General features: G+C 60.1%; 16 protein-coding genes, 4 pseudogenes and 1 riboswitch. Of the genes and pseudogenes, 5 read left to right on the forward strand and 15 right to left on the reverse strand.

Going from position 1 to position 24,283, the window contains the following annotated elements:
• Window positions 1-258 precede the first annotated feature (258 nt).
• Window positions 259-772 (reverse strand): annotated as a pseudogene (locus EJ069_RS32875) (transposase); the annotation flags it as partial.
• A 122-nt stretch (window positions 773-894) separates the two neighbouring features.
• Between EJ069_RS32875 and EJ069_RS26445 the strand changes: the two are divergent.
• Both EJ069_RS26445 and EJ069_RS26450 read left to right on the forward strand, forming a co-directional pair.
• Window positions 895-1,107, forward strand: a complete 213-nt coding sequence (locus tag EJ069_RS26445; protein ID WP_126057615.1) for a hypothetical protein — start codon at window positions 895-897, stop codon at window positions 1,105-1,107.
• A pseudogene (locus EJ069_RS26450) lies at window positions 1,007-1,289 on the forward strand (transposase); the annotation flags it as partial. The gene EJ069_RS26445 and the pseudogene EJ069_RS26450, both read left to right, overlap by 101 nt.
• Before the next feature lie 298 nt (window positions 1,290-1,587).
• Here the strand turns inward: EJ069_RS26450 and EJ069_RS26455 are convergent.
• The 11 genes and pseudogenes from EJ069_RS26455 to EJ069_RS33920 form a co-directional block, all read right to left on the reverse strand.
• A pseudogene (locus EJ069_RS26455) lies at window positions 1,588-2,370 on the reverse strand (sensor histidine kinase); the annotation flags it as partial.
• A 29-nt stretch (window positions 2,371-2,399) separates the two neighbouring features.
• Window positions 2,400-3,032 (reverse strand): Hsp20/alpha crystallin family protein, encoded by a 633-nt coding sequence (locus EJ069_RS26460; protein ID WP_126057616.1) that lies wholly within the window; start codon window positions 3,030-3,032, stop codon window positions 2,400-2,402.
• 531 nt (window positions 3,033-3,563) lie between these two features.
• Window positions 3,564-3,788 (reverse strand): DUF982 domain-containing protein, encoded by a 225-nt coding sequence (locus EJ069_RS26465; RefSeq protein ID WP_245454712.1) that lies wholly within the window; start codon window positions 3,786-3,788, stop codon window positions 3,564-3,566.
• Window positions 3,789-4,415: 627 nt separating this feature from the next.
• On the reverse strand, window positions 4,416-5,231 hold the full coding sequence (locus EJ069_RS26475; RefSeq protein ID WP_126057617.1) for a hydroxymethylpyrimidine/phosphomethylpyrimidine kinase: 816 nt from the start codon (window positions 5,229-5,231) through the stop codon (window positions 4,416-4,418).
• Complete coding sequence (locus EJ069_RS26480) at window positions 5,222-5,827, reverse strand: thiamine phosphate synthase (protein WP_126057618.1); 606 nt, start codon at window positions 5,825-5,827, stop codon at window positions 5,222-5,224. The genes EJ069_RS26475 and EJ069_RS26480 overlap by 10 nt, the downstream gene beginning before the upstream one ends.
• Window positions 5,824-6,597 carry a thiazole synthase gene (locus EJ069_RS26485; RefSeq protein WP_126057619.1) on the reverse strand — a complete coding sequence of 258 codons (774 nt, stop codon included), beginning with the start codon at window positions 6,595-6,597 and terminating at the stop codon, window positions 5,824-5,826. The genes EJ069_RS26480 and EJ069_RS26485 overlap by 4 nt, the downstream gene beginning before the upstream one ends.
• Window position 6,598: 1 nt before the next feature.
• A complete protein-coding gene (thiS, locus tag EJ069_RS26490) occupies window positions 6,599-6,796 on the reverse strand; it encodes a sulfur carrier protein ThiS (RefSeq protein ID WP_126057620.1) in 198 nt (65 codons plus the stop codon).
• Entirely contained in the window at window positions 6,765-7,766 is a 1,002-nt protein-coding gene (gene thiO, locus EJ069_RS26495; protein ID WP_126057621.1) for a glycine oxidase ThiO, read from the reverse strand. Before thiO ends, thiS begins: the two co-directional genes overlap by 32 nt.
• A complete protein-coding gene (gene thiC / locus EJ069_RS26500; protein WP_126063809.1) occupies window positions 7,763-9,598 on the reverse strand; it encodes a phosphomethylpyrimidine synthase ThiC in 1,836 nt (611 codons plus the stop codon). The genes thiO and thiC overlap by 4 nt, the downstream gene beginning before the upstream one ends.
• 103 nt (window positions 9,599-9,701) lie before the next feature.
• A riboswitch (TPP riboswitch) is annotated at window positions 9,702-9,818 on the reverse strand.
• A gap of 121 nt (window positions 9,819-9,939) precedes the next feature.
• The gene (locus tag EJ069_RS26505) at window positions 9,940-10,167 is read right to left on the reverse strand and encodes a hypothetical protein (protein ID WP_245454713.1); all 228 of its coding nucleotides are present in this window, start codon (window positions 10,165-10,167) and stop codon (window positions 9,940-9,942) included.
• A gap of 662 nt (window positions 10,168-10,829) precedes the next feature.
• Window positions 10,830-11,291 (reverse strand): hypothetical protein, encoded by a 462-nt coding sequence (locus EJ069_RS33920; protein WP_306283303.1) that lies wholly within the window; start codon window positions 11,289-11,291, stop codon window positions 10,830-10,832.
• A gap of 898 nt (window positions 11,292-12,189) precedes the next feature.
• Between EJ069_RS33920 and EJ069_RS33425 the strand changes: the two are divergent.
• The 3 genes and pseudogenes from EJ069_RS33425 to EJ069_RS26525 all read left to right on the forward strand — a co-directional run bounded on the left by EJ069_RS33425 (window position 12,190) and on the right by EJ069_RS26525 (window position 14,278).
• Window positions 12,190-12,712: pseudogene (locus EJ069_RS33425) on the forward strand (SMC-Scp complex subunit ScpB).
• 533 nt (window positions 12,713-13,245) lie between these two features.
• Window positions 13,246-13,896 (forward strand): DUF433 domain-containing protein, encoded by a 651-nt coding sequence (locus EJ069_RS26520; protein WP_126057624.1) that lies wholly within the window; start codon window positions 13,246-13,248, stop codon window positions 13,894-13,896.
• Window positions 13,897-13,900: 4 nt separating this feature from the next.
• Window positions 13,901-14,278, forward strand: a complete 378-nt coding sequence (locus tag EJ069_RS26525) for a DUF5615 family PIN-like protein (protein WP_126057625.1) — start codon at window positions 13,901-13,903, stop codon at window positions 14,276-14,278.
• Between the two features lie 21 nt (window positions 14,279-14,299).
• Here EJ069_RS26525 and EJ069_RS26530 read toward each other — a convergent pair whose 3' ends face one another.
• The 3 genes from EJ069_RS26530 to EJ069_RS26540 are packed head-to-tail and all read right to left on the reverse strand — an operon-like array spanning window position 14,300 to window position 24,031.
• Entirely contained in the window at window positions 14,300-16,933 is a 2,634-nt protein-coding gene (locus EJ069_RS26530) for an ATP-binding protein (protein WP_126063810.1), read from the reverse strand.
• Entirely contained in the window at window positions 16,930-18,054 is a 1,125-nt protein-coding gene (locus EJ069_RS26535) for a DNA repair exonuclease (protein WP_126057626.1), read from the reverse strand. The genes EJ069_RS26530 and EJ069_RS26535 overlap by 4 nt, the downstream gene beginning before the upstream one ends.
• Before the next feature lie 13 nt (window positions 18,055-18,067).
• Window positions 18,068-24,031, reverse strand: coding sequence for a DUF3320 domain-containing protein (locus tag EJ069_RS26540; protein ID WP_126057627.1), 5,964 nt, complete (start codon window positions 24,029-24,031; stop codon window positions 18,068-18,070).
• Window positions 24,032-24,283 lie beyond the last annotated feature (252 nt).

Consider the following 24,283-nt stretch of genomic DNA (forward strand, 5'->3'; position numbering starts at 1 on the left):
GCCGCCACTCGGATCATGTCGATAGCGGGTGTGTAGGTCGGCGCGGCTCGAAATTAGGTGTGCTGAGCGCCGGTCAAAGTGGGATTAGCTTGTCATATCGATTATGGGATCCAGGTTGAACCCGACTTGCAGGACTCTGCTCGTAACCGAGCAGATCAACCTCACATTCGGTCGCTGCTCTTCACGGCTGCACCAACATCCCGCCTACGGCCGCTGGGCTCGGGCGACGAGACCATTCTGAGTGAGCGGCGTTTTATATACCCGTTCGGTCGTCAGTACCTTGCGTTCACGACAGATACGCCGGCGATCCTCCTGCTCCGGTGTTGGCTCTTTGACCATTGCACATATGCGCGGTTCGCCTCGCTTGAAGGCAAGGAGAGACGAGCGTTTCACCATCGATCTTATCGGTTTTGGCTCGGCGACTGCGACGAGACACTGCGATAGAAGCGGGATCAACGACGTAGCTCTCGATCCCCGCCTTGCTCAGAACCCGATGGATCCAGGAGCCATCGAGCCCGGCTTCCTGGATAGCGACGACGGGGAAGTCTGGCCCCATGCGTGCTCTTGCCTTCTCTCGCACGCTATCGAAGCGACGGAACAAGGCGGATAAATCACCACTGGGGACACTGTGTTTCGACAACTTCTCGCCGCCACCTGGCGACAACGACGAGATCAGCCAGGTTGAACGGCTGAGCTCCAGCGATACGAAGATTGCGCCCAGACCAGTCCGGATAGCAGTCAGAGTTTCGGATCGGTCGGCCACTACATGCATGGTGTTCCTCCGCGGGGTGTTTGTTAGCAGCGTCACTCTGCCAGAGCACGCGCCGCTATCCATCCGTCGCCATGGGATCTGGTGATTGTTCATGTCGCCGATTCCCGCGAAGGAACGCCACCATGACCAAGATTGAAAGTAAGACCGCCAGCGCTGCCGTCAAAGACATTCTGCTTTCAGACCCGGACGGACTTCACGAAATGATCCGTGCGGTGATGCAGGAGGTGCTCGAGGCCGAGATGGACGACGGTGGAGGAGACCATCGAGCGCACGCTGACCTTCTTTTGCCTGCCGCGCCAGCATCACAAGCATCTCAAGAGCACCAACATGCTTGAACGGCTCAATGAGGAAATCCGCCGGCGCACCTATGTCGTGCGCATCTTCCCCAACGCCGAAAGCTGCCTGCGCCTCGTCAGGGCGCCGGCTGTCGAAACCAACGAAAACTGGATGGAGGCCCTACATCAACATTGACGACCTGCGCGAGCACAAGAAGCTCGCTCTACGCCAAGCCGCATGACCAGCATCGTGGCCGCCCCATTTTGCAGAACTTGACGCACACAACCGCCACTTCGAGTTTACCGACCGCACCGAGTCATCCACGCAAAGACCTGCGCAGCGTCAGCTTCAGAGCTTGGTCCCACCGGCTGAACGCCAAAAAAGCGGATCTTGGCCATCGGAAGCGCCCTCAACCGACTGAGAGGTTTCGGCTTATGCGATGCGACTGGCAGTCCTGCGCTCCGGGGACAAGGCCGTGGCGGCAGAAGATCCCCTGGACATCAGGCGATGTCCGGAAGGCAGCATCGTAGTAACGGTTTTTACGCCGCTCGCGGCACGCGCGAGGTGAACGTCGCCCGGGTGACCGACACGCTGGTGCCGTCAATATCGCTGATAATCTCCACCCTGGCCTCCAGTTGTTTCACCAGTGCTTCGACGATGGCTGTTCCAAGTCCGGTAGCCGGTACGTCGTTGGCGATCTTGCCGACGCCATTGTCCGAAACCGTCAGTTTCCAGTCACTGCCCGCGGTCTCGTAGCTCACCTGGATGCGAGCGCCGGTTCTCTTCTTGGGGAAAGCATATTTGATGGCGTTGAGCACGAGTTCGGTGACAATTAGTCCCAGACTGACTGCCCTTTGCGAATCTATCCTGCCGCCTTCGGCCATTACGGTGACCGTGATCGGCTGGGCTTCGCCGACCATCGACGAGGCGAGGCTGCTGCACAATTTCGGTAGGTAAGAGCCGACATCGATCTCGTCGACGCCGGCGGAGGTGTGGAGATGGCGTTGCACCTCGGCCACGGACAGAACGCGCTGATGGGCGTCCTTGAGATGCTGGCGCGTCTCTTCCGACGTCACCGAGCGTGCCTTCAGCAACAGGATCGAGGCAATGATCTGCAGGCTGTTGGCAACCCGATGCTCCATCTCGCGCAGCAGGACGTCTTTCTGCCGAAGCAGGTCTTCGGTGCGACCGAGCAGTTCTTCCTTCTCCCGCTCGATGATACGACGGGCCGTTATGTCATTGAAGGCGAGAAGGATGGTGATGGCCGAACTATGGTCGTAAAGCACCTTGCGGGCATTGAGCAGCATGGTGCGACGGCCGATCCGCGTTCCTGAGCCATGCTTGCCTCCCTCTATCCCTTGATCTGGATCTTCTTCGGCCGATCCGCCTCCGGCCGGTGCAACTCGACTTCGAGCAGCCCGTTGGCGAAACGCGCCTCGACCCGTTCCGGGTCGACGCGGAATGGCAATTGCACTGTCCGGGAGAAGGTCCCATAGGCGCGCTCACGGCGGTGCCAGACGGATTTCTCGTCCTCCGTTCGAGGCTCGCGCGTTCCCTTCAATGTCAGAATGTTCTCGCGCACCGTGAGGCCGATTTCGTCAGGTGATATCCCCGGCAGTTCCGCGGCCACCGCCACGCTGTCCTCGCCAGTCCAAAGATTGATCGGCGGAAACTCCTGAGCGGCGCTGGCGGTCAGCCCGGCCAAACGCTGGTTTACTTCCTGTTGCATGCGCCGCATTTCCACAAACGGATCGAACCCGATGCGGCCGAAATCCGACAAAAGCATGTACATCCTCCTATGATTCACGACCTTGCATGATTGCCACGCGCGACACGTGCGTGCGCACCGGAAGCGGAATCGATCGATGGCAACAGGAGGGGCGATCAGCACAGAGACCGAGCGGCCCGATCGCGCAACCTCGCAGAATGCGAGAAAGAGGGGTTCGGGCAGACGCCGGAACACATCCTCCTTGCGAAGCGACATGAACCGAACTCGATCCACCGTAGGGCCGGACCGTCATTCCCGTGCCAGGACCCGATAGCGGCATCCGGCTTTATCATTAGGTGGCCCCAAATGGCCTTTCACGAGGTGATCTTTGACATTCCACCAGTCACCTCTTCGGCAACAGCGGGGTCCCTTCGAATCCGTAGCCACGTTGCCTCTAGTCGCTGATTTGGCTTCCCTTTGCGCAACTGTCGGGATCGACGAAGCGTCCCGAATTGCACCGCGGTTCGATCAACTGATCGCAGGCGACGCGCCGCATCGTCATGGTAGCTGACGAATGAATCGGCATGACACGTCGCAGTGACCGAGACATCAAGCCAGCACCTATGTCGGCTTGCCGCAAGTCAAAAGAATCCAGCCCTGCGTGCCGCGTTCGCTGACCTTCGCCAGTGACGCCATTTGCATTTCGGCCGGACAGATGGGCACAGACATGTGCAATTCCCGCATCGCCCATTATTGGAACTCACAAGGCGGCGTTCTTTCCGTCTTGGCGAGCAGCGGGCCAACGCGTTACCGGCGGTGATCTTCCTGCAGCTTTAAATCAGTCGCCACCAACGACGAAATCAGATTTGGCCAGCACGCCGGCAATCCTGGCAAATCCCACAATGCTTGCCGCGCCTGCTCGGGTGTCATCTGTCCGGCGATCGCTGCGTTGCTGCTTCTCACCGCGCAACTGAATACCGGTCCCCGACGCGCTTTTGGCCACTGATTCAGGAATACGAGCGCTTCGCGCACTGTGTTGATGTCGTGACGACGTCGTTGGTCTTAACCTGGACCGGCGATAGGAAAGCCAGACCGGTTATTCTTACCTCCCTGCGATCGCACGCTGGATCTTTCATTCGGTGGTTGGTTGCGTGACAGGTTTCGAACGTTAGGTCTTGTTTTCTCTGGAAGATCGGGCTGTACGACATAATCCAAATGTTGCGACGCAGCGAAGGCTTCTGCTGGTTCCCGAGTTGAAAAAGCCAGTTGCACCTGGATGAGTGTGTCGCCGCCACCCAATAGCCCATCAGATGTTCAATGGCAGGCGGCGTCCGACGCTCGAACAGCAAGCGCCACGGCCGGCGGGTAGCCGATGCCACAGCTTTGGAGCTGCCCCGGATACTATTATAAGACCGATTGACGCGGGGCTCGACGCGTTTGCGGCAAATAAGCTCGAGTGTGGACAGAGATGTGACGTTCTATTGAGTCGCTGACCCAATCGGTAGCGACCTGGTGATCCACGCAACCAATTCCGGTCGTTTCTGTCACTAAGAACTCGATATTCGCTATTTGCACCTCGAAAGTCGCATAATTGGCAGTGAGAAACTCAACGCGTTGTGAGGATGGCATAGAGAAGCAGTAGCCCCTTCTCTAGTCTCGCTACGGGAAAAATTCTGGAAAATGGGTCTGCTTGGCTGGACGCAGAACGCTGTGGTTATTCAGCCGGCATTTCTGAAGCCTCTCCAAGACAAACAGCTTGCCTTCGCGCACGCTGTCTTCGAGCGGCTTCGGCTTCGCCAGATGCGCCGCAATCGCGCTGGCCAGCATGCAACCTGTCCCGCGCATCGATGTGGCAAGGCGCGGTGCATCGAAGCGGATGGGTTCGTGCCCGGAGCGTAACAGAATATCGGTCGACCGGGTTCCCGACGCATGCCCACCCTTGATCAGCAGGGCTTGAGGGCCGGCGGCCAGCAGTCTTTTTCCTTGTTGGAGCGCTCCGTCCTCATCCACTGCCAGTTCGGAGCCACTAAGGAGCGCCAGTTCAGGGAGGTTGGGCGTGACAATGCAGCAAAGCGGCATAAGATCGCGCTTCATGGCAGCGATAGCGCCTGCTTGCAGAAGTGCGCGGCCTGAGGTGGAGGCCAGCACAGGGTCGAGTACTGCGGGGACATGCGGAAATTTGCGCAGCACTGCGGCAACGGCAACAATGATCTTGGCAGTCGCCAGCATGCCGATCTTGATTGTGGCCACGTCGTTGGCCTGCAGCGCGGCGCACATCTGATTGGCCACCAGGCTAGGTGGCGAATAATAGATTTCGATCACGGCGTCATGCGTTTGCACCGTTAGCGCTGTGACGGCGAGACAGGTGCGCACGCCAATGGCAGAGATCGTCTCGATATCGCGTGCAATTCCAGCACCGCCACTGGAGTCCGATCCACCGACGACAAGCACATGTGGTTCTCGCCTCAGCGCCATTGGTCCGTCTTTTCGATCCATTCTCGCGTGCGCGCCTCGGGGTCGTCGTTGAGCGTGATGTCGGTCACCACCGCCGCGCTGTCCGCGCCAGCCGCAAAGACACCGTCGAGCCGCTCAGGGTTGAGGCCACCAATGGCGACCAATTGAAACGGCGCGACCTGGCGCTTCCATTCGCTGATCCGTTCGACCCCTTGCGGCGCCCATTTCATCTTCTTCAGGATGGTCGGATAGATGGGTCCAAGCGCTATGTAGTCAGGCTCGGCGGCCATCGCCGTTTCCAGCTCCTGATGATCATGTGTGCTCAGTCCGAGCCTTACGCCGGCTGCCCGTATCGCCAAGAGGTCAGCGGTCTGCAAATCCTCCTGGCCGAGATGTATGAAGTCGCAGCCTTCCTCGATTGCCAGGCGCCAGTGGTCGTTGACGATGAGTTGGCACTGGTATCGAGCACACAAGGCCTTCGCGGTGCGGATCTCCGCGCGCAACCCAGCCTCATCCACGGTCTTGATGCGCAGTTGCAGAAGCCGGACTCCGAGTGGGACCAGCCGTTCGATCCAGGCAGCGCTGTCGACGATCAGATAAAAGGGATCGAGCTTCATGAAAAAACGGCCCTGCCGACCATCGGTGTCGATGGCACGGCGACGTCGCGCGGTTCGAGCATTCCCGAACTGAACGCCTCACGACCGGCGTCGACCGCCTTACCGAAAGCACGCGCCATGCCGACCGGATATGCCGCCTTGGCGACCGCTGTGTTCAGGAGCACGGCGTCAAAGCCGAGTTCCATGACGGTGGCCGCGTGCGACGGCCGTCCGAGCCCCGCATCCACAATCAGCGGGACGCCAGGGAAATATCCGCGCATCGAGCGCAGCGCCGTCATGTTGACCGGTCCCAAGGCGGAACCGATCGGTGCGCACCACGGCATCAGGACCTTGCAGCCCGTTTCCAGCAGCCGCTCGGCGACAACGAGATCGTCGGTGGTATAGGGGAATACCGCAAAGCCGTCCTCGCACAGGATGCGGGCGGCTTCAACCAGACCGAACACATCCGGCTGTAGCGTGTCGTGATTGCCGATCACTTCGAGCTTGATCCAGTTGGTGCCGAAGACCTCGCGCGCCATTTTCGCGGTGGTGACGGCTTCCTTGACGGAGAGGCAGCCGGCGGTATTGGGCAGGATTCTGGCGCCCAGCGAGCGGATCAACGACCAGAATTGTTCGCCGGCTCTACCGCCCGCCATCTCACGCCGCAACGAGACGGTCACCACCGACGTGCCCGACGCCTTGACTGCATCGGCAAGGATGGCCGGCGAAGGATATTGAGCGGTGCCGAGAAGCAGGCGCGACGAAAGCTCGGTTCCATAAAGCTCCAACATGCTAGCCGCCCTGCATGGGCGAGAGGATTTCGATCCGGTCGCCGTCGCTCAACTGGAACTCCGTGCGGTTGGCTTTGTGCACGAGGTCGCCGTTGACGGCGGTGGCGAGCCAATCGCCCTCATAGTCGAGCGCGGCAAGCAACTCGGCCAGCGTGGTGGCGGCAATCTCACGCGCCTCGCCGTTGACCATCAGTTTCATGAGCATGCTCCTTGGTTCTGTCTTGACTGAAAACCAGGCCGGCAGCCTGGCGCGCCATGGCGGGGGCGAGGAGAAAACCGTGACGATAAAGACCGTTGATCGCGATGATCTCACCGTCTGTTTCGACGCGTGGCAAATTGTCGGGAAATGCCGGACGGACACCCACACCGGTTTCAACGATCTCGGCCTCACCAAAGGCCGGATGGAGGGCATGGGCGGCGCCCAGCAGCTCCATCATGGAACGCGCCGTCACCGGTCCGGCGCTCTGGCTTTCAATCATCGTCGCTCCGATCATGAAACGGTGATCGGTGCGCGGCACGGCATAAAGCGGAAAGCGTGGATGAAGCAAACGGACCGGCCGCGACAGCGAGACATCAGGCGTGCGAAGGATCAGCATTTCGCCGCGAACACCGCGCAGCCTGTCATCGGCCGCTGCCATTCCCATGCAGTCTATCTGACGGGCGAAACCCGAAACAGGCCGGGCGTCGCAGCCGAAGTGGAATTTGACACCCATGGTCGCAAGGTTGTCATGAAGTGCCGCCATCGCCTGGCGTGGGTCGAGGTGAGCCTCGTTGGGGAAGAGCAATCCACGCCGGAAGCGGCCGGCGAGGTCGGGTTCCAGGAGCGCAATTTCGTTTTCATCGACGCGCCTATGCCCTGACGTGCGACTGGCGAACCGGTCAAGCTCACCGGCATCACGCGGCGCGGCCACGACCAATGTCCCGGCCCGTGTCACCTGACCCGACAGCACCGCATCCCACCAGTCGGCAGCGTCGCGTCCGAGATCCAGCACCGGCTGCTCCGCGCTTTCGCGCTCGCACCATGGCGCCAGCATGCCGCCGGCGAACCACGACGCGTTGCCGCCAAGGCCATGCCGCATCTCGGCGACTGTGACCGTCGCGCCGCGGGCGGCGAGTTCGAAAGCGACGGTGAGGCCGGCAACGCCGGCCCCTTTGACGAGCACCCTCATGATGGTTTGGGAGCCTCCGGCACGACCGGTACGCCAGTCTCGTCCGCCGGCATGTAGAGATCGCCGCCCTCCCGGTATTTTGCCGCCATTGCCGCCATGCCTTCCTTCTGAGCCTCGGCACGGATGTCGTGGGAAATGCGCATGGAGCAGAATTTCGGCCCGCACATCGAACAGAAATGTGCCAGCTTGTGCGCCTCCTTGGGCAAGGTCTGGTCGTGGAAGGACCGTGCGGTTTCGGGGTCGAGCGACAGGTTGAACTGGTCCTCCCAGCGGAACTCGAAGCGCGCGCGCGAAAGGGCATCATCCCTGGTTTTCGCTGCCGGATGGCCCTTCGCCAGATCGGCTGCATGGGCGGCTATCTTGTAAGTGATCACCCCAATCTTGACGTCGTTGCGGTCGGGAAGGCCGAGATGCTCTTTCGGCGTGACGTAGCAAAGCATTGCGGTGCCGAACCAGCCTATCATGGCGGCACCTATCCCTGAGGTGATGTGGTCATAGCCCGGCGCGATGTCGGTCGTCAGCGGCCCCAACGTGTAGAACGGCGCCTCACCGCACACTGCGAGCTGCTTGTCCATGTTCTGCCTGATCTTGTGCATGGGGACATGGCCCGGGCCTTCGATCATCACCTGGCAGTCCTTTGCCCAGGCAATCTTGGTGAGTTCTCCAAGTGTTTCCAGTTCGGCGAATTGCGCCGCGTCGTTCGCATCGGCGATTGAACCGGGACGAAGGCCGTCGCCGAGCGAGAAGGAAACGTCATAGGCTCTGGCGATGTCGCAGATCTCCTCGAAATGCTCGTAGAGGAAGCTCTCCCGGTGATGGTGCAGGCACCATTTGGCCATGATCGAGCCGCCGCGCGAGACGATGCCCGTGACCCGGTCGACGGTCAGCGGTATGTAGTGCAGCCGCACGCCGGCGTGGATGGTGAAATAGTCGACGCCTTGCTCGGCCTGCTCGATCAGCGTGTCGCGATAGACCTCCCAGTTGAGGTCCTCGGCGATGCCGCCGACCTTTTCGAGCGCCTGATAGAGCGGCACCGTGCCGATCGGCACCGGTGCATTGCGCACGATCCAGTCGCGGATGTTGTGGATGTTGCGGCCGGTCGACAGGTCCATCACCGTATCGGCGCCCCAGCGGATCGCCCACACCATCTTTTCGACCTCTTCGGCCATCGACGATGTGACAGCCGAGTTACCGATGTTGGCGTTGATCTTCACCAGGAAATTTCGCCCGATGATCATCGGTTCGCTCTCGGGATGATTGATGTTGGCGGGAATGATTGCGCGTCCGCGCGCCACCTCGTCGCGCACGAATTCGGGTGTGACGAAATCTGGGATCGCCGCGCCGAAGGCTTCGCCGTCGCGTTGCAGCTTGCCGCGCATCACCTCGCGGCCGAGATTCTCGCGGATGGCTACGAACTCCATTTCTGGCGTGATGATGCCGGCGCGCGCATAGGCAAGTTGGGTCACCGCCTTGCCCTGCTTGGCCTTGAGCGGCCGATTGCGTATCGGAAATTCCGGTGTCAGGCGCTCGCCGGTGGCGAATCCATTGTCTTCCGGCCGGACGTGGCGGCCGTCATAGGCTTCGACATCGCAACGCGCCGTGACCCATTCGTGGCGAAGCCGGGCAAGGCCTTTTTCGATGCTGGTTTGGACTGATGGATCGGTGTAGGGGCCGGACGGATCGTAGACGGTGACGGGCGGTTCGCCGGCCGTCGGATGGACGGAAATCTCGCGCATCGGCACCCTGATCTGCGGGTAGAGGACGCCGGGCTTGTGGATTTTCCGCGAGGCGGGCAGTGGTCCCGTCGACACGGCGGGGGTGAGGGCATTCATCGTGAGGCTCCTTTGCTCATGCATTGGAGACCCAGTTCTGTGCCGGAAGGATGAAAAGACGCTTCTGTAGACCTGCTGCAGCAGGACCTCGGGCGTAAACTCCCGCAAAGCGCTTGCACCGTCCCTACGCCAGTATGAACTGGATCAGGTTCAACGGGTCACTGCGCCGCGAAAGCCAGCAGTATCTCAGCCCCTTACCGGGACTCCCCTGGTGAATGCCTCAAGTTGAATGGGCCGGTGCTGCTTTGTCAAGCGCCTTCGGGCGCCTTCGGGCGCCTTCGGCCGGTGGCGACGTCCGGCGGCCGGCCGAGCGGAGAGCTCGCGCATGCATCGGGGACAAGTCACGCCCCGTAGACCAGGGCTGGAATGGCCAAAGTCTCATTCGCTTCGTGAAGGATGGAAAAACTGTATCGGCCATGTGCGTCGAGATCGACCGAGTAGCTCAGGCGGTCACGGATGTGGTTATCCTGGTCGAAGGCGACGATTTGCGGCTTCAGCGAGGTGATTTGCACCACGTCCAGGTAGATGGAGTTGCAGATATGATCTGGTCGTCGGGCTGGCAGGTGCAAGCGGCCGCTCTATTCAGGATGCGGCATCGGCGGCGTTCCCGATACCAATGATATCTTGCGGGCAACTTATGCAATCACCGGCTTCGTAAAACCCGACGGCGGCGGCCGTGTCCTGGCGCTGAGGATGTGCCGCTGTTCCAGCAGAGAAATCGCGTGGGCGCGGAGTTTTCGCTCTGCGAGGAAGAGTTGACGCAATCGTTTAGCTTGCTTGCAGTTCGTAGAGACCCGCCTTTGAAAGCAACTAAGCTATTGCATTGATATGTTGGTGCGCGATCGATCGCTACATAGCCGGCCGCCATTATCCGAGTATTGATCCGCCGGTGTTCGTGTTGCCGTATATGGCAATCCCTGCGAGATCGTCGCGGCCGGATCGGCCGCACCCTCTAGTCATAAAAGGGGAAGCGACCGAGAATTCCGCTGCCGAAAACTTCTCTGGCTTGGCTATGCATGCGGTAGATGAGATCGCCGCCTACCGCGACCTGGTCGAGGAAGGCATCGACGCCCAGTTCGGACAGCCTGGTTATCGCAATGCGTTAGCGGCTCAGACTTGCGGTCTCGAGAGCGGCCTTTGGGGGTCACCTCTTTTTTGTTTCAGAGGTTGGAAGACGGCTGCTCGTTACCCAATAGAAATGGCGACTACGGAACGCGATCGATCGCGGCCATCAGGAAACACCTGTCTTCGGCTCAACCTCGACATGGCGTCCGATCGACCGCAGATATACAGCTATCTCGTCCATGAGATGATCGCGTTCGCCGTAGATCTCAGCAATCCTGCGCAGCTGTGGCTCGACGGACCTCCGTTGCGCCGGCGTCAAATCAGCATCGCCAAAGACATATCCCAAGTTGCCAATCGCGCAAATGTTGCAGCCGGCCTCCACAACTGCTTGCACGAATGCCGGAATGTCTTTTTCTTGCATAGTCTTCATGTCGAACCTCTCGTGAATGGCGTGCTTGCGCGCCCATGCTGCCTTTTCAGCGTGTCCTCTGGGCGGCGCAAGCCTTGAGCGTAATTGTGCCGGGCAACCTCGACTATCCCGTCTGCCACGCTCTTTAGAGTCGGTGGGGTCTGGTGATTGCAGGCTGGGCCACTCAAAAGCCTGCAAGAAGAAAGTCATGGCGACCATTGCTCAAGATCGCGAGGGTGCGTGCAAGACCTTCCGTTGGCAGTCATGCACGCTCACCCAGCAACTGGGTATTGAGCAACTGGGTCTCACGTCGCGGGTCTCGTGTGCTTCACAGCCGAAAATAAGGTACCACCGTGGCTATTCTCAAGTGCAGGCTACCTCTTCAGGACACGGCGGAGTGCCTTCCGACGCACCCCTGGTGCAACGTGCGACCTAACGAGACACATCTCGTTCGCGTTCCCTCGACCTTTCTTCGTATTGCTGCTTGCCCTGCGATTTCAGGCCCTCTGCTAGCTTCTCGGCCGCTCTTTGGCCTGCAATGTCACTATTCAAGATCATATCCGACATCCCTGGATGGTCATAACCGTAATGCGCATGCAGTTTCCCTCACGAGCAGCGCCTATCCGTCGATTAGTTCGTCTTCCGGAACCCGAAGCCCTTTTTATCCGGCGTACCTATCCACCATTCAACCGGTATACCTTTCCCAACTTTGGCGGACCATTTACCTCAGGCATGATCATCTCGCGTGACATTTTTTTTTGGCGCCATCATCGCACGTGGCATTTTCTAAAAACCAAGACGTGTCAATTTGTAAAATCAAGGATGCGGCCGCGCCCGTTGCGAGGATTTGCAGGTAGCTCTTCAGCCCCAACACGATGTGTGAGGCGGCGGTGGAAAAGGCAACCGACGGCGTCGACGCGTCCTTTGATGATCGCAAGCGATATGCTTCGTCGCGAGCCCAGATTGCGGTCTCGGGCACAAGGCGAGATCACAGTTCTGCGATCTGTGGTAACGCGAGCCCGCAAAGCGCCGCTGCGGCCACCGCTTTTGGAATCTGGACGAGATTCGTCGTCGTCTGAGATCAGTTGATCGAGCAGTTCGCGCGCGCGGGACGCGCTTGCGGTGCAGTCTCTCCCGCGAGCTCGCCCGTGACCTTCTCATCGACGACATCCGAGAGCTGCGCGGACGGCCCTATGACCTCGTCGCTGTCGCCGGCGGCTGGAAGCACCTGACACGGCCGGCCTATGCCGATGCCATCCGCGCCTGCGGAAGCAGCGGGCGTGCCGTGGACCTGACGTGGTCGGACGTGCTGATGCTGATGTGCATCGGCACTTCCAGCCGATTACCCGCGCCGAATTGTCGTCGGTTTTCGGGAAGTAATCAGTCGCGACCTGATCGGCCATCTGCGGCACCGGCCTGATCGCGTCGAACCCGCGCAGTCCGACGCCCGGCGCTCCCTACACCTATGTGACGACAAAAGCGTCCTGCTCGAGTTCGGCCTCGACACGCTTCGCGATCTCCCGGACTGCGAGGCGCTCGAGGATGCCGGGCTGCTGAGCAGAGATGAGCTGCTTGCTGGTGAAATTATGCCAGAGTTGGCTAGTGGCCATGAGGATGCGGGTTTGGATACGGAGGAATAGCTTGGCGCTGCAGACGCTGTGGCCACCGGGCTTGCGAGTGCTTCCAGCTTTCCATAGCGAATCTAGCGCGCCCAAGGGCGTCCGAAATTTGTAGGCAAATTTCGGACATGGACACGGTCAGCGACGTCAAGCAGGCAGCGGTATGCGGCCTCTGCACCGCTGTCGCCCAAAAATTCGTGGCCATGGGCAAGCCCCACTTGAGACCCCCAGAGAGAACGCTCGTGAGCGATGGAAACGGTTTTGGTCCAAAGCTTGATACAGATGGCCTGCAGATGGGTGTAGGGTTTCAAAGCGCTCGAAGACGCGCCTTCGCAGAGTTAAAAGTCCGCGACGAACTCGTGTGTCGTTTGTCGCCAACTGCAAATTCGATAGTTAGCGCAATTATACTGCGCCGAGTCTGCCATCTCGAGCCCCAAGGGTTTGTGAGGCCTCTCGGCTCACCACCGCCTTTGCTAACCGCCGTGATTCCAAAGACGCGTGCCTTTACGGAGGGGGTCAAACGGCCTATATTATTCTTTATAAGGAGAAGAATAATGGGCACACTTGCTCGCATCTACACCCCCGCAGAGGCAGCCGCCGTCAGCGGGATAGGAATCAAGGCCGTGCACAATGCGATCGACAAACGCATTGTCGATACTGTGCCAAGCACTGCTCGGCGCATCGGTGGGGTCGTCCGACGGGCATTGACCGGCGAGGATTTGCTGCGGCTCAAGCTTTGGTATGGCGTGGGTGCGACATTGCCCGCTGATCGTCGCTACCGCCTGTTCGAGGAAATCAAAGCTGCCCCAAGGGCCAAGACCGTAAGGGCCGACGACCTGCTGATCGTCGACGTCGCCGAGGCACGTAAACAGCTCAAAGCGCGCATCGTGGATCTTGATGAAGCGGAGGCCGCCATCGGCCGCGTTAAAGGGGTGATGGGCGGAGAGCCTGTCTTCAAAGGAACCCGCATCCCTGTTCGTATGATCACGACGATGCTAGCGCAGGGCGCAGATGAAGCGGAGGTTCTGGAGGGATATCCGAAGCTAACGCCGCGCGTGATTGAGCTCGCCAGAATGTGGGTCGCCGCGCACCCGGTTCGTGGGCGGCCTAAGAAGCTGGTCGAGCAGGGCGTGAAAATAAAGTCGTCGAAGCGCGTGGTTTTGAAGGGCGACCCAGGTCCGTCGGCCAGGTCGAGACGCGTGTGACCTCGTGAGGTTTCTGATCGATGAGTGCCTGCACACGTCTCTGGTTGCGGTAGCCCAAGAACGCGGACATGAAGCAAACCACGTCAACTGGCTTGGGCTAAGCGGCGAAACCGACTGGGACCTCATGCCGCTCATTATCGATGAGGATTTCACCTTCGTCACCAACAATGCTAAGGACTTCAGGAAGCTCTATGCCAAAGAACCGGTTCACGCCGGCCTGATTATCGTCGTCCCTCAGGTCGGGCCTGAAAAACAGAGAGAGCTCTTCGATGCTCTCCTCGAGGATCTTGGCCCAGAGGAATTCCTGATTAATGAAGTTATCGAAATCGAGATCGAAAACGGCATTGCAATCGTAACACGATACGATCTGCCGTCGCCCTAGCTGAGGCTGCGCGATCTCCGCTTATGACCGACCCGGTTGCCAGTCGCTCATCTGCAAAATGTTACCGCCGAGTTTTGCAAACGCGCGTTGGCGGCAGGAGAAAACGAGAATCTGCTGATCGTGTGATTGACGATGCAAAGCGTCGAACATGCGCTCGATGCGGTCGTCATCGGAATAAACCAAAGCGTCATCCAGGATAACCGGTGTGGGTCGGCCGTCGCGGGCAAGCAAACGGGCGAAGGCCAGACGTGTCAGAACCGAAAGCTGTTCTCGCATGCCGCCACTCAACCTATCGACATCCTCATCCTGACCATTGCGGCGAACGGTCTGTGGCAACAGTGTGTTCTCGTCGAACACTATGGAGATGTCATCGAATAGCAATCCAAGCAGCGGTCGCAGCTCGGACATGACCGGCTTCAGATAAAGATCGCGTGCCGTCGAGCGCGCAGCGACCAGCGTCGTGCGCAGCCGGTCGAGGACGGCTTTTTCGAATTCGAAGCGTCTCGCTCGCTCTCCAGCGATTTCCAATTTTTCTGTGGCCTCGCGCAAAGCTTCTTCCACCGCGTCGTCGGACCGAGTGCGAATATGGCCATTGAGATCGGCCAGGGTTACACGCAACTGACTTGCTTCCTGTGTGGCGGCATCCTGAACCGAACGGGCGCGGCGCAGAACGGCTTCAGCGCTGGTGAGATCGCGAGCGCCGTCGCGCAGGGGAGCAGCGCGCATTTCGGCCGCTTCGCGCAGCTTTTGTCGTGCGGTGGCCTCGGTGAGCAGCAAGCGCCCCTTTTCCTCGCGCGCTGCATCGGGTCCCAATATGACCTCGAGGCTGGTCAGTTCCGCCTGGATGGTGACATAAGCCGTCTCCGCAGCCATGACAGCCTCGTCGGCATGGCTGCGCAAAGGCAAGGCCTCGCGCACGCTGTTGCGTGTTGTCGCCACACGCTGCTCGGCTGCGGCATGATGTTGCCGGATCTGTTCTGGATCGACTTTGAGTTCGAGGTCCCCGGCCCCGAGGGCACTCAGACGAGCAAGCTCCTCGTGTAATTGCTGTATCCCCTTGGGCGCGAGATCGGCAAGTCGCTGACGCGCCAAGCCCAGTTCGGTAGCTTTGTCGCGCGCTTCCACTAGGCGCTGGCGTGCCGTCCTGAGGCTATCGACACCGAGGGACGCAAGCAGGCTGCGGTGCTTCGCTTCGGCGTCTTCGATGGTCCGGTCGGCCTGCTGCGGCCGATTCGATCGCAGGGTCAAGGCTCCGATGCCGGCAATATCCAGGCGTACGGTGCCAGCAAAGCTTTGGTCTTCTGCATGGGGCAAGGGCTTGGCATCGATGGTCACCAAATCGGCGGCGCCGTCCCGGTATTCCATGCATAGCGTCGGCAGGGTTGCCAGGTGAGCTGCACGAAGGCTGGCGATCTCGATTTCGAGCGCCTGGAGTTGCTCGACAGCTTGTTCCGGCACCGCCAGCATCGCCAGTGCTGCCTCTCCATCTTCGATCTGGGTTCTGGCGACTTCGGCTTGTTTCAACCGGTTGTCCGAGCCGGCCAGTTGTTCGGCAGCGTCACGCGCCAAAAGAGTCGCATCCAGCCGCGCGAGCAATTCGCGTGCTTCGCGCTCTTCCAGTTCGGCTGCTTGAACTTCGCCCATCGCTTGTTCGTTTTCGGCAATGGCAGAAGCGCGCCGATCGAGAACCTCACTGCGGCGAAGCTGCGCAATCGTCGACTGCTGGCGCAAATCCGTGGCTCGTTTGAGCGCGGTCCGAAAACTATCGAGGGCCTGCTGCGCCGCGTCGTGGTGAATTGCGGCAAGGGCAGCTTCCGCCTCGGCGGCTTTCAAGGCTTCGCTGTGCGATTTGGCGGCCTCGACTGCGGCTTCCGCGGCCGAGATGGCTTCCCGCCGAGTGGCGCCTTCTTCGGGGTTTTCAAGCTCAGACAGACGCGCCAACGCCATGCGCCGCTTGTCGAGCGAATCGCGCAGACCGGTGACTTCGGCGCTGAGACGCTGCTCGTCTTTCACCAGCTTGTCACGCTCGTCGAGCGCTGCCGCATAGAGACCGCCGCTCTTGGGACGCAGCGTTGACGTAACCAGGCTATAGAGTTCTTCTTCACATGCCGCGGCGATTTCGGCCATGCGTCGCCCGCCGGTCAGGGCTTCAACTTCCCCCTGAACCGAGGACAGTAGGCTTTCGCGCACGCGTTTTTCGCCGTCCTCCTCGCTTTTGCTGCGCCTTTCGATGCCGGTGACCCCTTGGCGAACCCAGAGCAATCCTGCCGGTCCTGCGCTTCCGCCATGGATTAGTTTGCCGATAAAGGCTTCGGCCTCATCGGCTTGAGCCAACAGTCGCCCGCCGTCGAGGTCAATAACGCTGGCCAGCCTGCCGCCATAAAACTGCTTGGCAAGTCGATAGCGTCCTTCTGAAGTGGTGATGTCGGCCTCCACCACCGGATTGCCCCCACTGTAAGGCCGCAACAGTCGCACGCCTTCGGGTGTGCCCGTGTGAGGCTGGAAAAAGAGTGCGTGCAGCGCTTCGAAGAAGGTTGATTTGCCGAACTCATTGACCGCGCAAAGCACGTTGACGCCGTCGCCGATGTTTTCGATGGCGACGCCTTGCCCGGCGAACCGTTTGACGTTGTGGAGCCGAAGGGCCGTAAGTTTCATGATCCCATCGCCTCGCAATAGCTGAACAACCGAACCAGTGCTTCTCGCGATATGTCGCGTTCGACAGCCGACCGGGTTTCGTCGCTGCTTTCATCCAACAGTGCCTGCGCTGCCTCGCGAAGGGCACCAGAGCGGTCGATCCGATCCAAATCGCCACTTTCGCAGTCGGTCGCGAGCCCGTCCCCGTCCAGTTCCAGATAGGCGAAGTCGGGCGCGGCTACCGCGATCGCCGCTTGAAGGATCGTTCGCCCACTTAACCGCACCCGGCCAGACGCGGCAATTCGCAGCAAAGTCTGACGCCGCAGATGAGCCGGTGGAAGCAACGCTTCAAATGCCGCGGCGCTGTCGTCGCCAGACAGCAGATGCAGGGGAGCGGTTTTCCAGGAAAAGCTAGCTGTTTCAACGGCCACGATCTCGGGCACGGCGCCAGGCCCGGCAATGGAAACGACAAGGGCCTGACCGGGTGTATCATGCTTGAAACGGTCAGGTTCGGGCGCACCGCTATAACGGCTGCGCTCATTGATGGTGACGGGTCCGTGCCAGTCGCCAAGTGCCAGATAATCGAGGCCGGCCTTAGTCGCGCGATCTGGTGCAATGACATCGGACGCTGCTGAATCTTCGGAAAAGTTCTGAATAGCGCCATGAGCAAGGCCGAGCCGGATGGCGCCTTGCGGCGTCGCGGCGCTGTTCATCCACTCGGTAAGGTCGCGACCGGGTCTGCGGGTGGTGCAAGGTGCAGGCAGCAGCGCCACGTCCGCGCCAATGGTCAGGGTTTCGGGCCGCGTCGCCAGCAGGACATTGTCCGGCACAACGCTGTCCGCTGCACTCCACAATTGATCAGCCAACAGGGAATCATGGTTGCCAGGCAGCAATATCCAGCGCAGAGGCGCGCTCTGGCTCATCTCGGCCATGGCCTGCCGCAACATCGCTGGAGTGGGCGTTTCGGTATCGAACGTATCGCCGGCCAGAAGTATGGTGGATGCACCATGGACGCGTGCCTGCTCTGCCAGCCGGCTGATCGCGCCATGGCGCGCTTCACGGAGCCGCCCGCGCAGATCCTCTGGCATGTTGCCGAACCGCTTGCCGATATGAAGATCGGAGCTGTGGATGAATCGAAACATGGAGTCTCCGAGACTATGTCGATGCCAGGTTGCGCTGGGCGCGATCGATGGCTTCATCCAGCCGGGAGCGTGAAATCGCCGCAAGTCGCTCGACACCGAGCAGACGTGCAAGGTCGAGAGCGGGGTCGGACTGTTCCAGAATGTCCTCGTTCGCAACGACGACAGCGGCCAGCTCGGCGATTGGAATGTCGGCAATGGACCGGCGGGCATCGGCATCGAACGGCATGCGATAATCAAGCAGGTCGACCACCGTCCCTCTCTTCCATAGGAAGCTGCCGCTGGATTCTTCAGTTCTATCGAACTCGCGCAGATGCAGGTCGATCCGCTCCCGAATCTTGTTGCCCGTTCTGAGCCAGCCATGCGCCCGTGCGATGCGCTGCGCAAGGACGTCATCTCGCAGAGGTCCTTCCTGCTCGATCACCGCGTCGACCATGGACCGCAGCGTGCCTCGGTAGACGAAGTCATAAAACTGATCCGGGCTGGTGGAAAATCCGGTTAGATCAGTCAGGCGATAACGGCCGCCCGTCGGTACGGTATCATGCGTCGAATGCGCGGCCGCAGGCAAAATTCCTGCAGATGCCGATGGGCGCTCTCCCGTCGCGAGGGGAGCGGCGACAAGTTCTGGCTCTGATTTTATCGACGGATGTTCCGGTTCGCCGGCCGATGCTAGGTCTTCGGCTGGCAATGGGTCCATGGGGTCGACCTTATGTCCCATGTCCCAATGGATCGCGGCTTCACTTTCCTGTTGTTCAGCCTGTTTGCGACGGCTTTCCTCGAGCAGCGCGGCCAGGCTGGCATGAAGCCTCTCGGTGCAACCTTCGAGATCAAACCACCAATCGGTTGACCATACCCGGACAATGTTCCACCCGAGGCCGCGCAGGACCTGCTCGCGGACCTTGTCTCGATCTCGCGCCGTGGCAGAACTGTGATAGGTCGCGCCGTCGCATTCGACCCCAGCCAGATAGGCGCCGGCGAGATCGGGATGCCGGATCCCTATATCCACTCGAAAGCCCGAAATGCCGACTTGAGGAACGATGGTCCATCCGCGCTTCTCAAGCTCGGCAGCGACGGCCTCCTCGAAAGGGGATTCCAGGGCTCCGACCGATCCGCGTTCCTGCGCTGGCAATGCCACAGCGCCGCGTTCGGCAAAATCGAGAAAGGCTTTGAGATGCTGTACGCCGATCGCTTTGGTTCGGTTGGGGTCGATCTGGTCGGCGGCAAAACCTGAAAATACGATCAGTTCCTGCCGCGCACGCGTCACCGCGACATTCAGCCGGCGTTCGCCGCCGTCCCGATTCAGCGCGCCGAAATCCATGCTGCGCTTGCCGGCATTATCTTGCGAAAAGGTGATCGAAAACAGGATTATGTCACGCTCGTCCCCTTGGACATTTTCCAGATTCTTGACGATGGCGGGCTCAATACGCTCGTCGGCAAAGAACCATTCAAGCTCCGGCTCTGTCTGGCGTGCCTTGTCGAAAAGGTCGAGGATGAGCGACTGCTGTTGCGCGTTGAAAGTGATGACTCCGAGCGTGGGTCGGTCCTTTTCCGGTAGGGCCAGCCAACGCCGCATCCTGCTGACCGCCTCGTCGGTTACCGCTTGGGCTTCGATTCGATTGGTGCGGCTTTTGCCACGGTCATAGATGCCGGTCGTGATTTTTCGCAGCTGAACTGCCCGATCTTCCACCGTTGGCGAAGGGAATGTGATGAGCCGGTTCTGATAGTAGTGATGGTTGGAAAAGGCGATCAGCGACTCATTGCGGCTACGATAATGCCAGCGCAGGTCACGTACCGGGATGCCGGCCGCTTTGGCTTCGTCGAGAATGCTCTCAAGATCCTTTTCGTGTTCGACGACTTCCTCGTCCTCCTCGTTGCGGCCAAAGAAATTGGTGGGCGGCAACTGCTTGGGATCGCCTACGATTATGGTTTGATGGGCTCGCGCGATGGCACCGACGGCGTCCCAGGTGGTGATCTGCGATGCTTCGTCGAAAATCACCACGTCGAACAGGGCTTGGTCGGGCGGTAGATATTGAGCGATTGAAAGAGGGGACATCAGCATGCACGGCGCGAGCTTGGCAAAGCTCGTCGGCATCGCGCCAATCATCTCGCGGATTGACCGGCTGGGCCGCTGCAATTCCATCTGATGGCGCAACAGGCCCAACTCGGAATTGCGCGGGACGCCTTGCACAGCCGGCAAACCATGAGCGATGGCACTGATGACGCGAAGGCTTGCTTGAGCGCGGACAAGATCGTCGATTTCCCGGAAATCTTCGATGGCGTGCTCGTGCTGGAAGCGACGGAAATTCCGCAGCACCGGATCGGCATCCAGCGTGGCCGGCAGCCACCAGCGTACATAGGCCAGGCGGAACGCGGATTGAGCTTCAGCTGGTCGCACTAGACCCGCCTCGATATCGTCGACCAACGCTCCCAGATTGTGACTGACAGCCCTGCGACGAATGCCGCACCACGAAGTCCAGTCCCGGAGAAGATGACGGGCGTCGAGCAAGTCTCCCATCGCAGTCGTCAATTCGGTCAGCGGGTTATCATGTTCTGCCCAAGAAGGCGTCTTTCCAGCAGGGATCGCAAATTGGGTCTTGGCAGCCTCGAATGCTGCAGAAGCCGCAAGGAAGCGGGCTGCCCCATAGCGCATCGTGCTATCTGCTGCACCGCTTCGCAGGCTCGGGGCGGTTGCTTGCAGGAGCGCTTTGAAATCCTCCGTGCCGAGGCCGGGCAGGCGTAGCGTCTGTCGAAGCCTTTCGGCCATCGAGAGTATCTGATCGATACGGTGGGTGTCGGTATCAAGTGCGGCAAATCCGATCGGCTTCCCAGATAGGATGTTGGCTTCGACAGTGGCCCGGCGGTCCTGCATCAGGCGCAACAGCAGCAAGTCGTGCTGAGGATCGGCTACCCCCTCTGTGACATAGCCTTGAAGCAGCTTCTGGACTTTGCGTTTGCCCAACTGACTGTTTGGCCAGAATGCAGAAGCGGCCTGCTGCCATTGCTGCTCTATGTCCTCCACCCGTATGCGCGCAACGGCAGCCTCGTCATAGCGGGCCGACAGGTCCTTGCGAGACTTGCGATAGTCTCCGATTGCCTCATTGAGAGTGGCGAGGGCTCCCCGCAACTGGGCGAAATCTCGATCAAAGACAATGCTGACGTCATAGCCGGCACTGTCCTGGAGTGCCGCTGCTAGTTTTCGCAGCGCTTCGAGCTCCGCTTTTGACGCGTCGCCTTTGGCGCGCAGGCCGATGCTCACCAGGAAGGCGTCGAGTGCGGTCGCTAGAACCTCGGACGCATTCTTGAGGGTCTTTGCCCCTTCGAGCAAATTGTCCTGCCAGCCTGACGTCCACTCGGTGACATCTATAAGACGCAAGACCGACCGCATCTCCACCGACTGAAATGCGAGACCTGTTTCGGCGGCAATATGCTCCAGCGCCAGCCGGTTTGCCTCGTCATGGGAATCGCGCGATGGCCAGGACAATCTCGGAGCGTGCTGCCGCTTGTTCTTGAGAGCGATGCCGAGCGCCAGATAAGGCGTCAGACCATTGACATGGTGCCGATGCAGCGCTTCGACATAGGCATTCAGTTCGTCGCGACGGACGCGAAGCCGCTCGTTGATCGCAATCCACTCCGCTGCGTCCACGCGCACGCCGCTTTCCCAGCTGATCCTGAGCTGGGTGAGAAAGTTGCGTCGGTCCGCCTTGCTGGAATGGAGTTCGAGACAATGCGCGCCCAGGCCATGTTCGCGCAGGCGGCGATACACCACATCGAGCGCCGCCGTCTTCTCGGCCACAAACAGCACGGTTTTGCCAACTGAAAGACAGTTGGCAATCATGTTGGCAATGGTCTGGCTCTTGCCAGTGCCGGGAGGACCGATGATGACAAAATCGCGACCCTCAGCGGCGGCAAGACTTGCGGCGGTCTGTGAGGAGTCGGCCGGCAGCAGCAAAACCATGTCGGACGGGGCATAGTGCCGGTCGAGTTCGCGCTCGTCGCGGAATGATGCGCCATTGCCCTCGAAAGCTATCTCCGGCGTGTCGATCAGATGGCGCACGACACGGTTTTCGCGCAGCGCATCGGTACGCTCGACCAGATCCTTCCACATGAGAAACTTGGCGAAGGAAAAGGTCGACAGCGCCGTCTCGTCCACCACCTCCATGCCGGGGACGTCGCGCACTGCCTGGCGCATAAGACCGAGCAGCCTCGGCACATCAACGCCGCTTTCGTCCTCGGGCAGCTCACCGGAAAACTGTGGCAGTTTGAGCTCGAAGTCGCGTTCGAGAAACTGCAACAAGGTTGCGTTGAATCGCGGTTCATCTTCATGGAAGCGCAAGGTAAAATGCGATGTTGCGCTGCGGCGCTCGATTTTGACCGGTACGAGCAGCAATGGCGCGCGATAGCTGCGCTCGTCCTCGGCCTTCTTCTTCCAGCGCAGGAAGCCGACCGCCAGGAAGAGCGTATTCGCGCCGCCCTCGGCAAAATCGTTGCGCACTTGCCGGTAAAGATCGATCAGCCGGGATTCCAATTGACGCCCATCGAGCGTCGACGGGAGCTCGTCGCGCAGAAGCGCTTCCGCGGCAAAGCCACGCTGGAGGTCACGTCCGTGCACCTCGCGATAGAGGACAGCATCCCGCTCGCCCAGTGGATTCTGTTCGGGGAGCGAAATCAGCCGGATCGAAGCGCCTGCCATCAGACGGTCCTCGAGGTAGCCGACGTCAGTACAAAGAAACGGAATTGTCTTCTTGGAGTCCGGAAAATTGAGCAGGCGGTTCCGCAGTGTCAAATCGAGGAGCTTTTTCTGCCAGCGGTCGATCCGTCCGGCCGCTGTCGTCGGCTTTACCTCGACGATCTCGACCGGCAGGGCTACCACGGCCGGTGCGGCTGGCAACGGCAACGCGATTTCGGTTGCCGCCTCTGCATCCACGCTGCGGCGCGTCGGTTCGTGCGAAGCAAGCGGTGTGATGCCGCCGCTGCGCGAGCGGCGTATATCGATGGCTGCGACAAAGGTGGCTACCTGCGTTTCGTCGAGCCGCTGTTCGATTGCGTGTTGGGCAGCCTCCAACGTCATCGCCGGCCGATGCGTCACGCCTGTCGTCTCAAACACGATGAGTTCGCGCGATGCCAGCGCCTTGCGGACCTCCATGGCATCGGGTTCAATGGCGTTGGCGAGCGTCCTTTGTGTCATCCAGACGCCGACGGCCGCGTGTCCCTGAAACATCAAAACGACGGGATGCAAGCCCGTCGCCTCCAGGGCGGACGCGAATAACAGACTGGTATCGAGACAGGTTGCCAGCTTTTCTGCCGTAATAATTGAGGGACGTCGAATTTTTTGGCCGCGGCTTTCGAAGCTCGCAGGTGGCTCTGCATAATGCAGCGATAGGCCAGCAATGGCCGAATAAATTGCGGCCGCCAGCATGAATGCGCGTTGCGGATTGCCGCTTTGATAGCCATCGAGGCTGGAAGGATGACCATGCGCTGCGAGCAGCTCCGCTGCGGAACGCAGCAGTCCTGCGATCGCCGGGTCGTTCGGCATGACGAATGCGGCGAGCAATTGCGCCATATCGACGACGCCACCCCATTCGTCGCGGGCAAGCAGGCGCACCGCAACGCGCTGCTCGGCCAGCACTGCGCCTCCTGAGGTTAGGCGCAACGTTATCTCCCCGCGCTCAGCCTCGTTGAGACCGGCCAGATAGCCGGCGTCGAGATCGATTTTTCGATCGCTTAAGGGAAGCCGGTCGCCAGCAACGATCCGATCAATTGTCCAGCTTTTGGCGCGCAAAAAAGGGGGGTTCGATGTCAGCTCGAGAGTGCATTTTTCGAAACCCTGCTGGGTCGGGTTGTTGAGCGCGATAGACCGGATCACCGGAATAGCATTTTGGAAGGACGCATATGTAAAGCTGGCGGCGATGTCCGCCACGACTTCTATTACGGGCGCGGCTGATATACCGGCAGCATCGCCAGTCTCCGAACTCGTTTCCATACCCCATCCCCTATTTTCATTTACGATAGAACTTTGCCGCCAGAATTTGAAAGTAAATTCTCGGTATGGTCGCCGCTTATGTCCAGCAGCATAGATTTCTAAAAGTGTTACCGCCCAGATAACGGTCGAAATGGAGACAGGCGATAATCGGTCGTCACGATTGGAGGGGATCCAAAAGTCGCGGAAATCGGAGCGCCGGCGCACGCTGCTGAAACCCAAGACGGGCAGGACGTCATCCGCAAATGTGTGGCG

It is taken from the genome of Mesorhizobium sp. M2A.F.Ca.ET.043.05.1.1, from assembly GCF_003952445.1.
Taxonomy (GTDB): Bacteria; Pseudomonadota; Alphaproteobacteria; order Rhizobiales; family Rhizobiaceae; genus Mesorhizobium.

Bases quoted from the DNA above. Each gene is read 5' to 3' on its own strand.
- EJ069_RS26445 (WP_126057615.1), top strand. From the start codon at position 895: ATGACCAAGATTGAAAGTAAGACCGCCAGCGCTGCCGTCAAAGACATT.
- EJ069_RS26460 (WP_126057616.1), bottom strand. From the start codon at position 3,032: ATGTCGCTTCGCAAGGAGGATGTGTTCCGGCGTCTGCCCGAACCCCTC.
- EJ069_RS26475 (WP_126057617.1), bottom strand. From the start codon at position 5,231: ATGGCGCTGAGGCGAGAACCACATGTGCTTGTCGTCGGTGGATCGGAC.
- EJ069_RS26480 (WP_126057618.1), bottom strand. From the start codon at position 5,827: ATGAAGCTCGATCCCTTTTATCTGATCGTCGACAGCGCTGCCTGGATC.
- EJ069_RS26485 (WP_126057619.1), bottom strand. From the start codon at position 6,597: ATGTTGGAGCTTTATGGAACCGAGCTTTCGTCGCGCCTGCTTCTCGGC.
- thiS (WP_126057620.1), bottom strand. From the start codon at position 6,796: ATGAAACTGATGGTCAACGGCGAGGCGCGTGAGATTGCCGCCACCACG.
- thiO (WP_126057621.1), bottom strand. From the start codon at position 7,766: ATGAGGGTGCTCGTCAAAGGGGCCGGCGTTGCCGGCCTCACCGTCGCT.
- thiC (WP_126063809.1), bottom strand. From the start codon at position 9,598: ATGAATGCCCTCACCCCCGCCGTGTCGACGGGACCACTGCCCGCCTCG.
- EJ069_RS33920 (WP_306283303.1), bottom strand. From the start codon at position 11,291: ATGGTCGCCATGACTTTCTTCTTGCAGGCTTTTGAGTGGCCCAGCCTG.
- EJ069_RS26520 (WP_126057624.1), top strand. From the start codon at position 13,246: ATGGGCACACTTGCTCGCATCTACACCCCCGCAGAGGCAGCCGCCGTC.
- EJ069_RS26530 (WP_126063810.1), bottom strand. From the start codon at position 16,933: ATGAAACTTACGGCCCTTCGGCTCCACAACGTCAAACGGTTCGCCGGG.
- EJ069_RS26535 (WP_126057626.1), bottom strand. From the start codon at position 18,054: ATGTTTCGATTCATCCACAGCTCCGATCTTCATATCGGCAAGCGGTTC.
- EJ069_RS26540 (WP_126057627.1), bottom strand. From the start codon at position 24,031: ATGGAAACGAGTTCGGAGACTGGCGATGCTGCCGGTATATCAGCCGCG.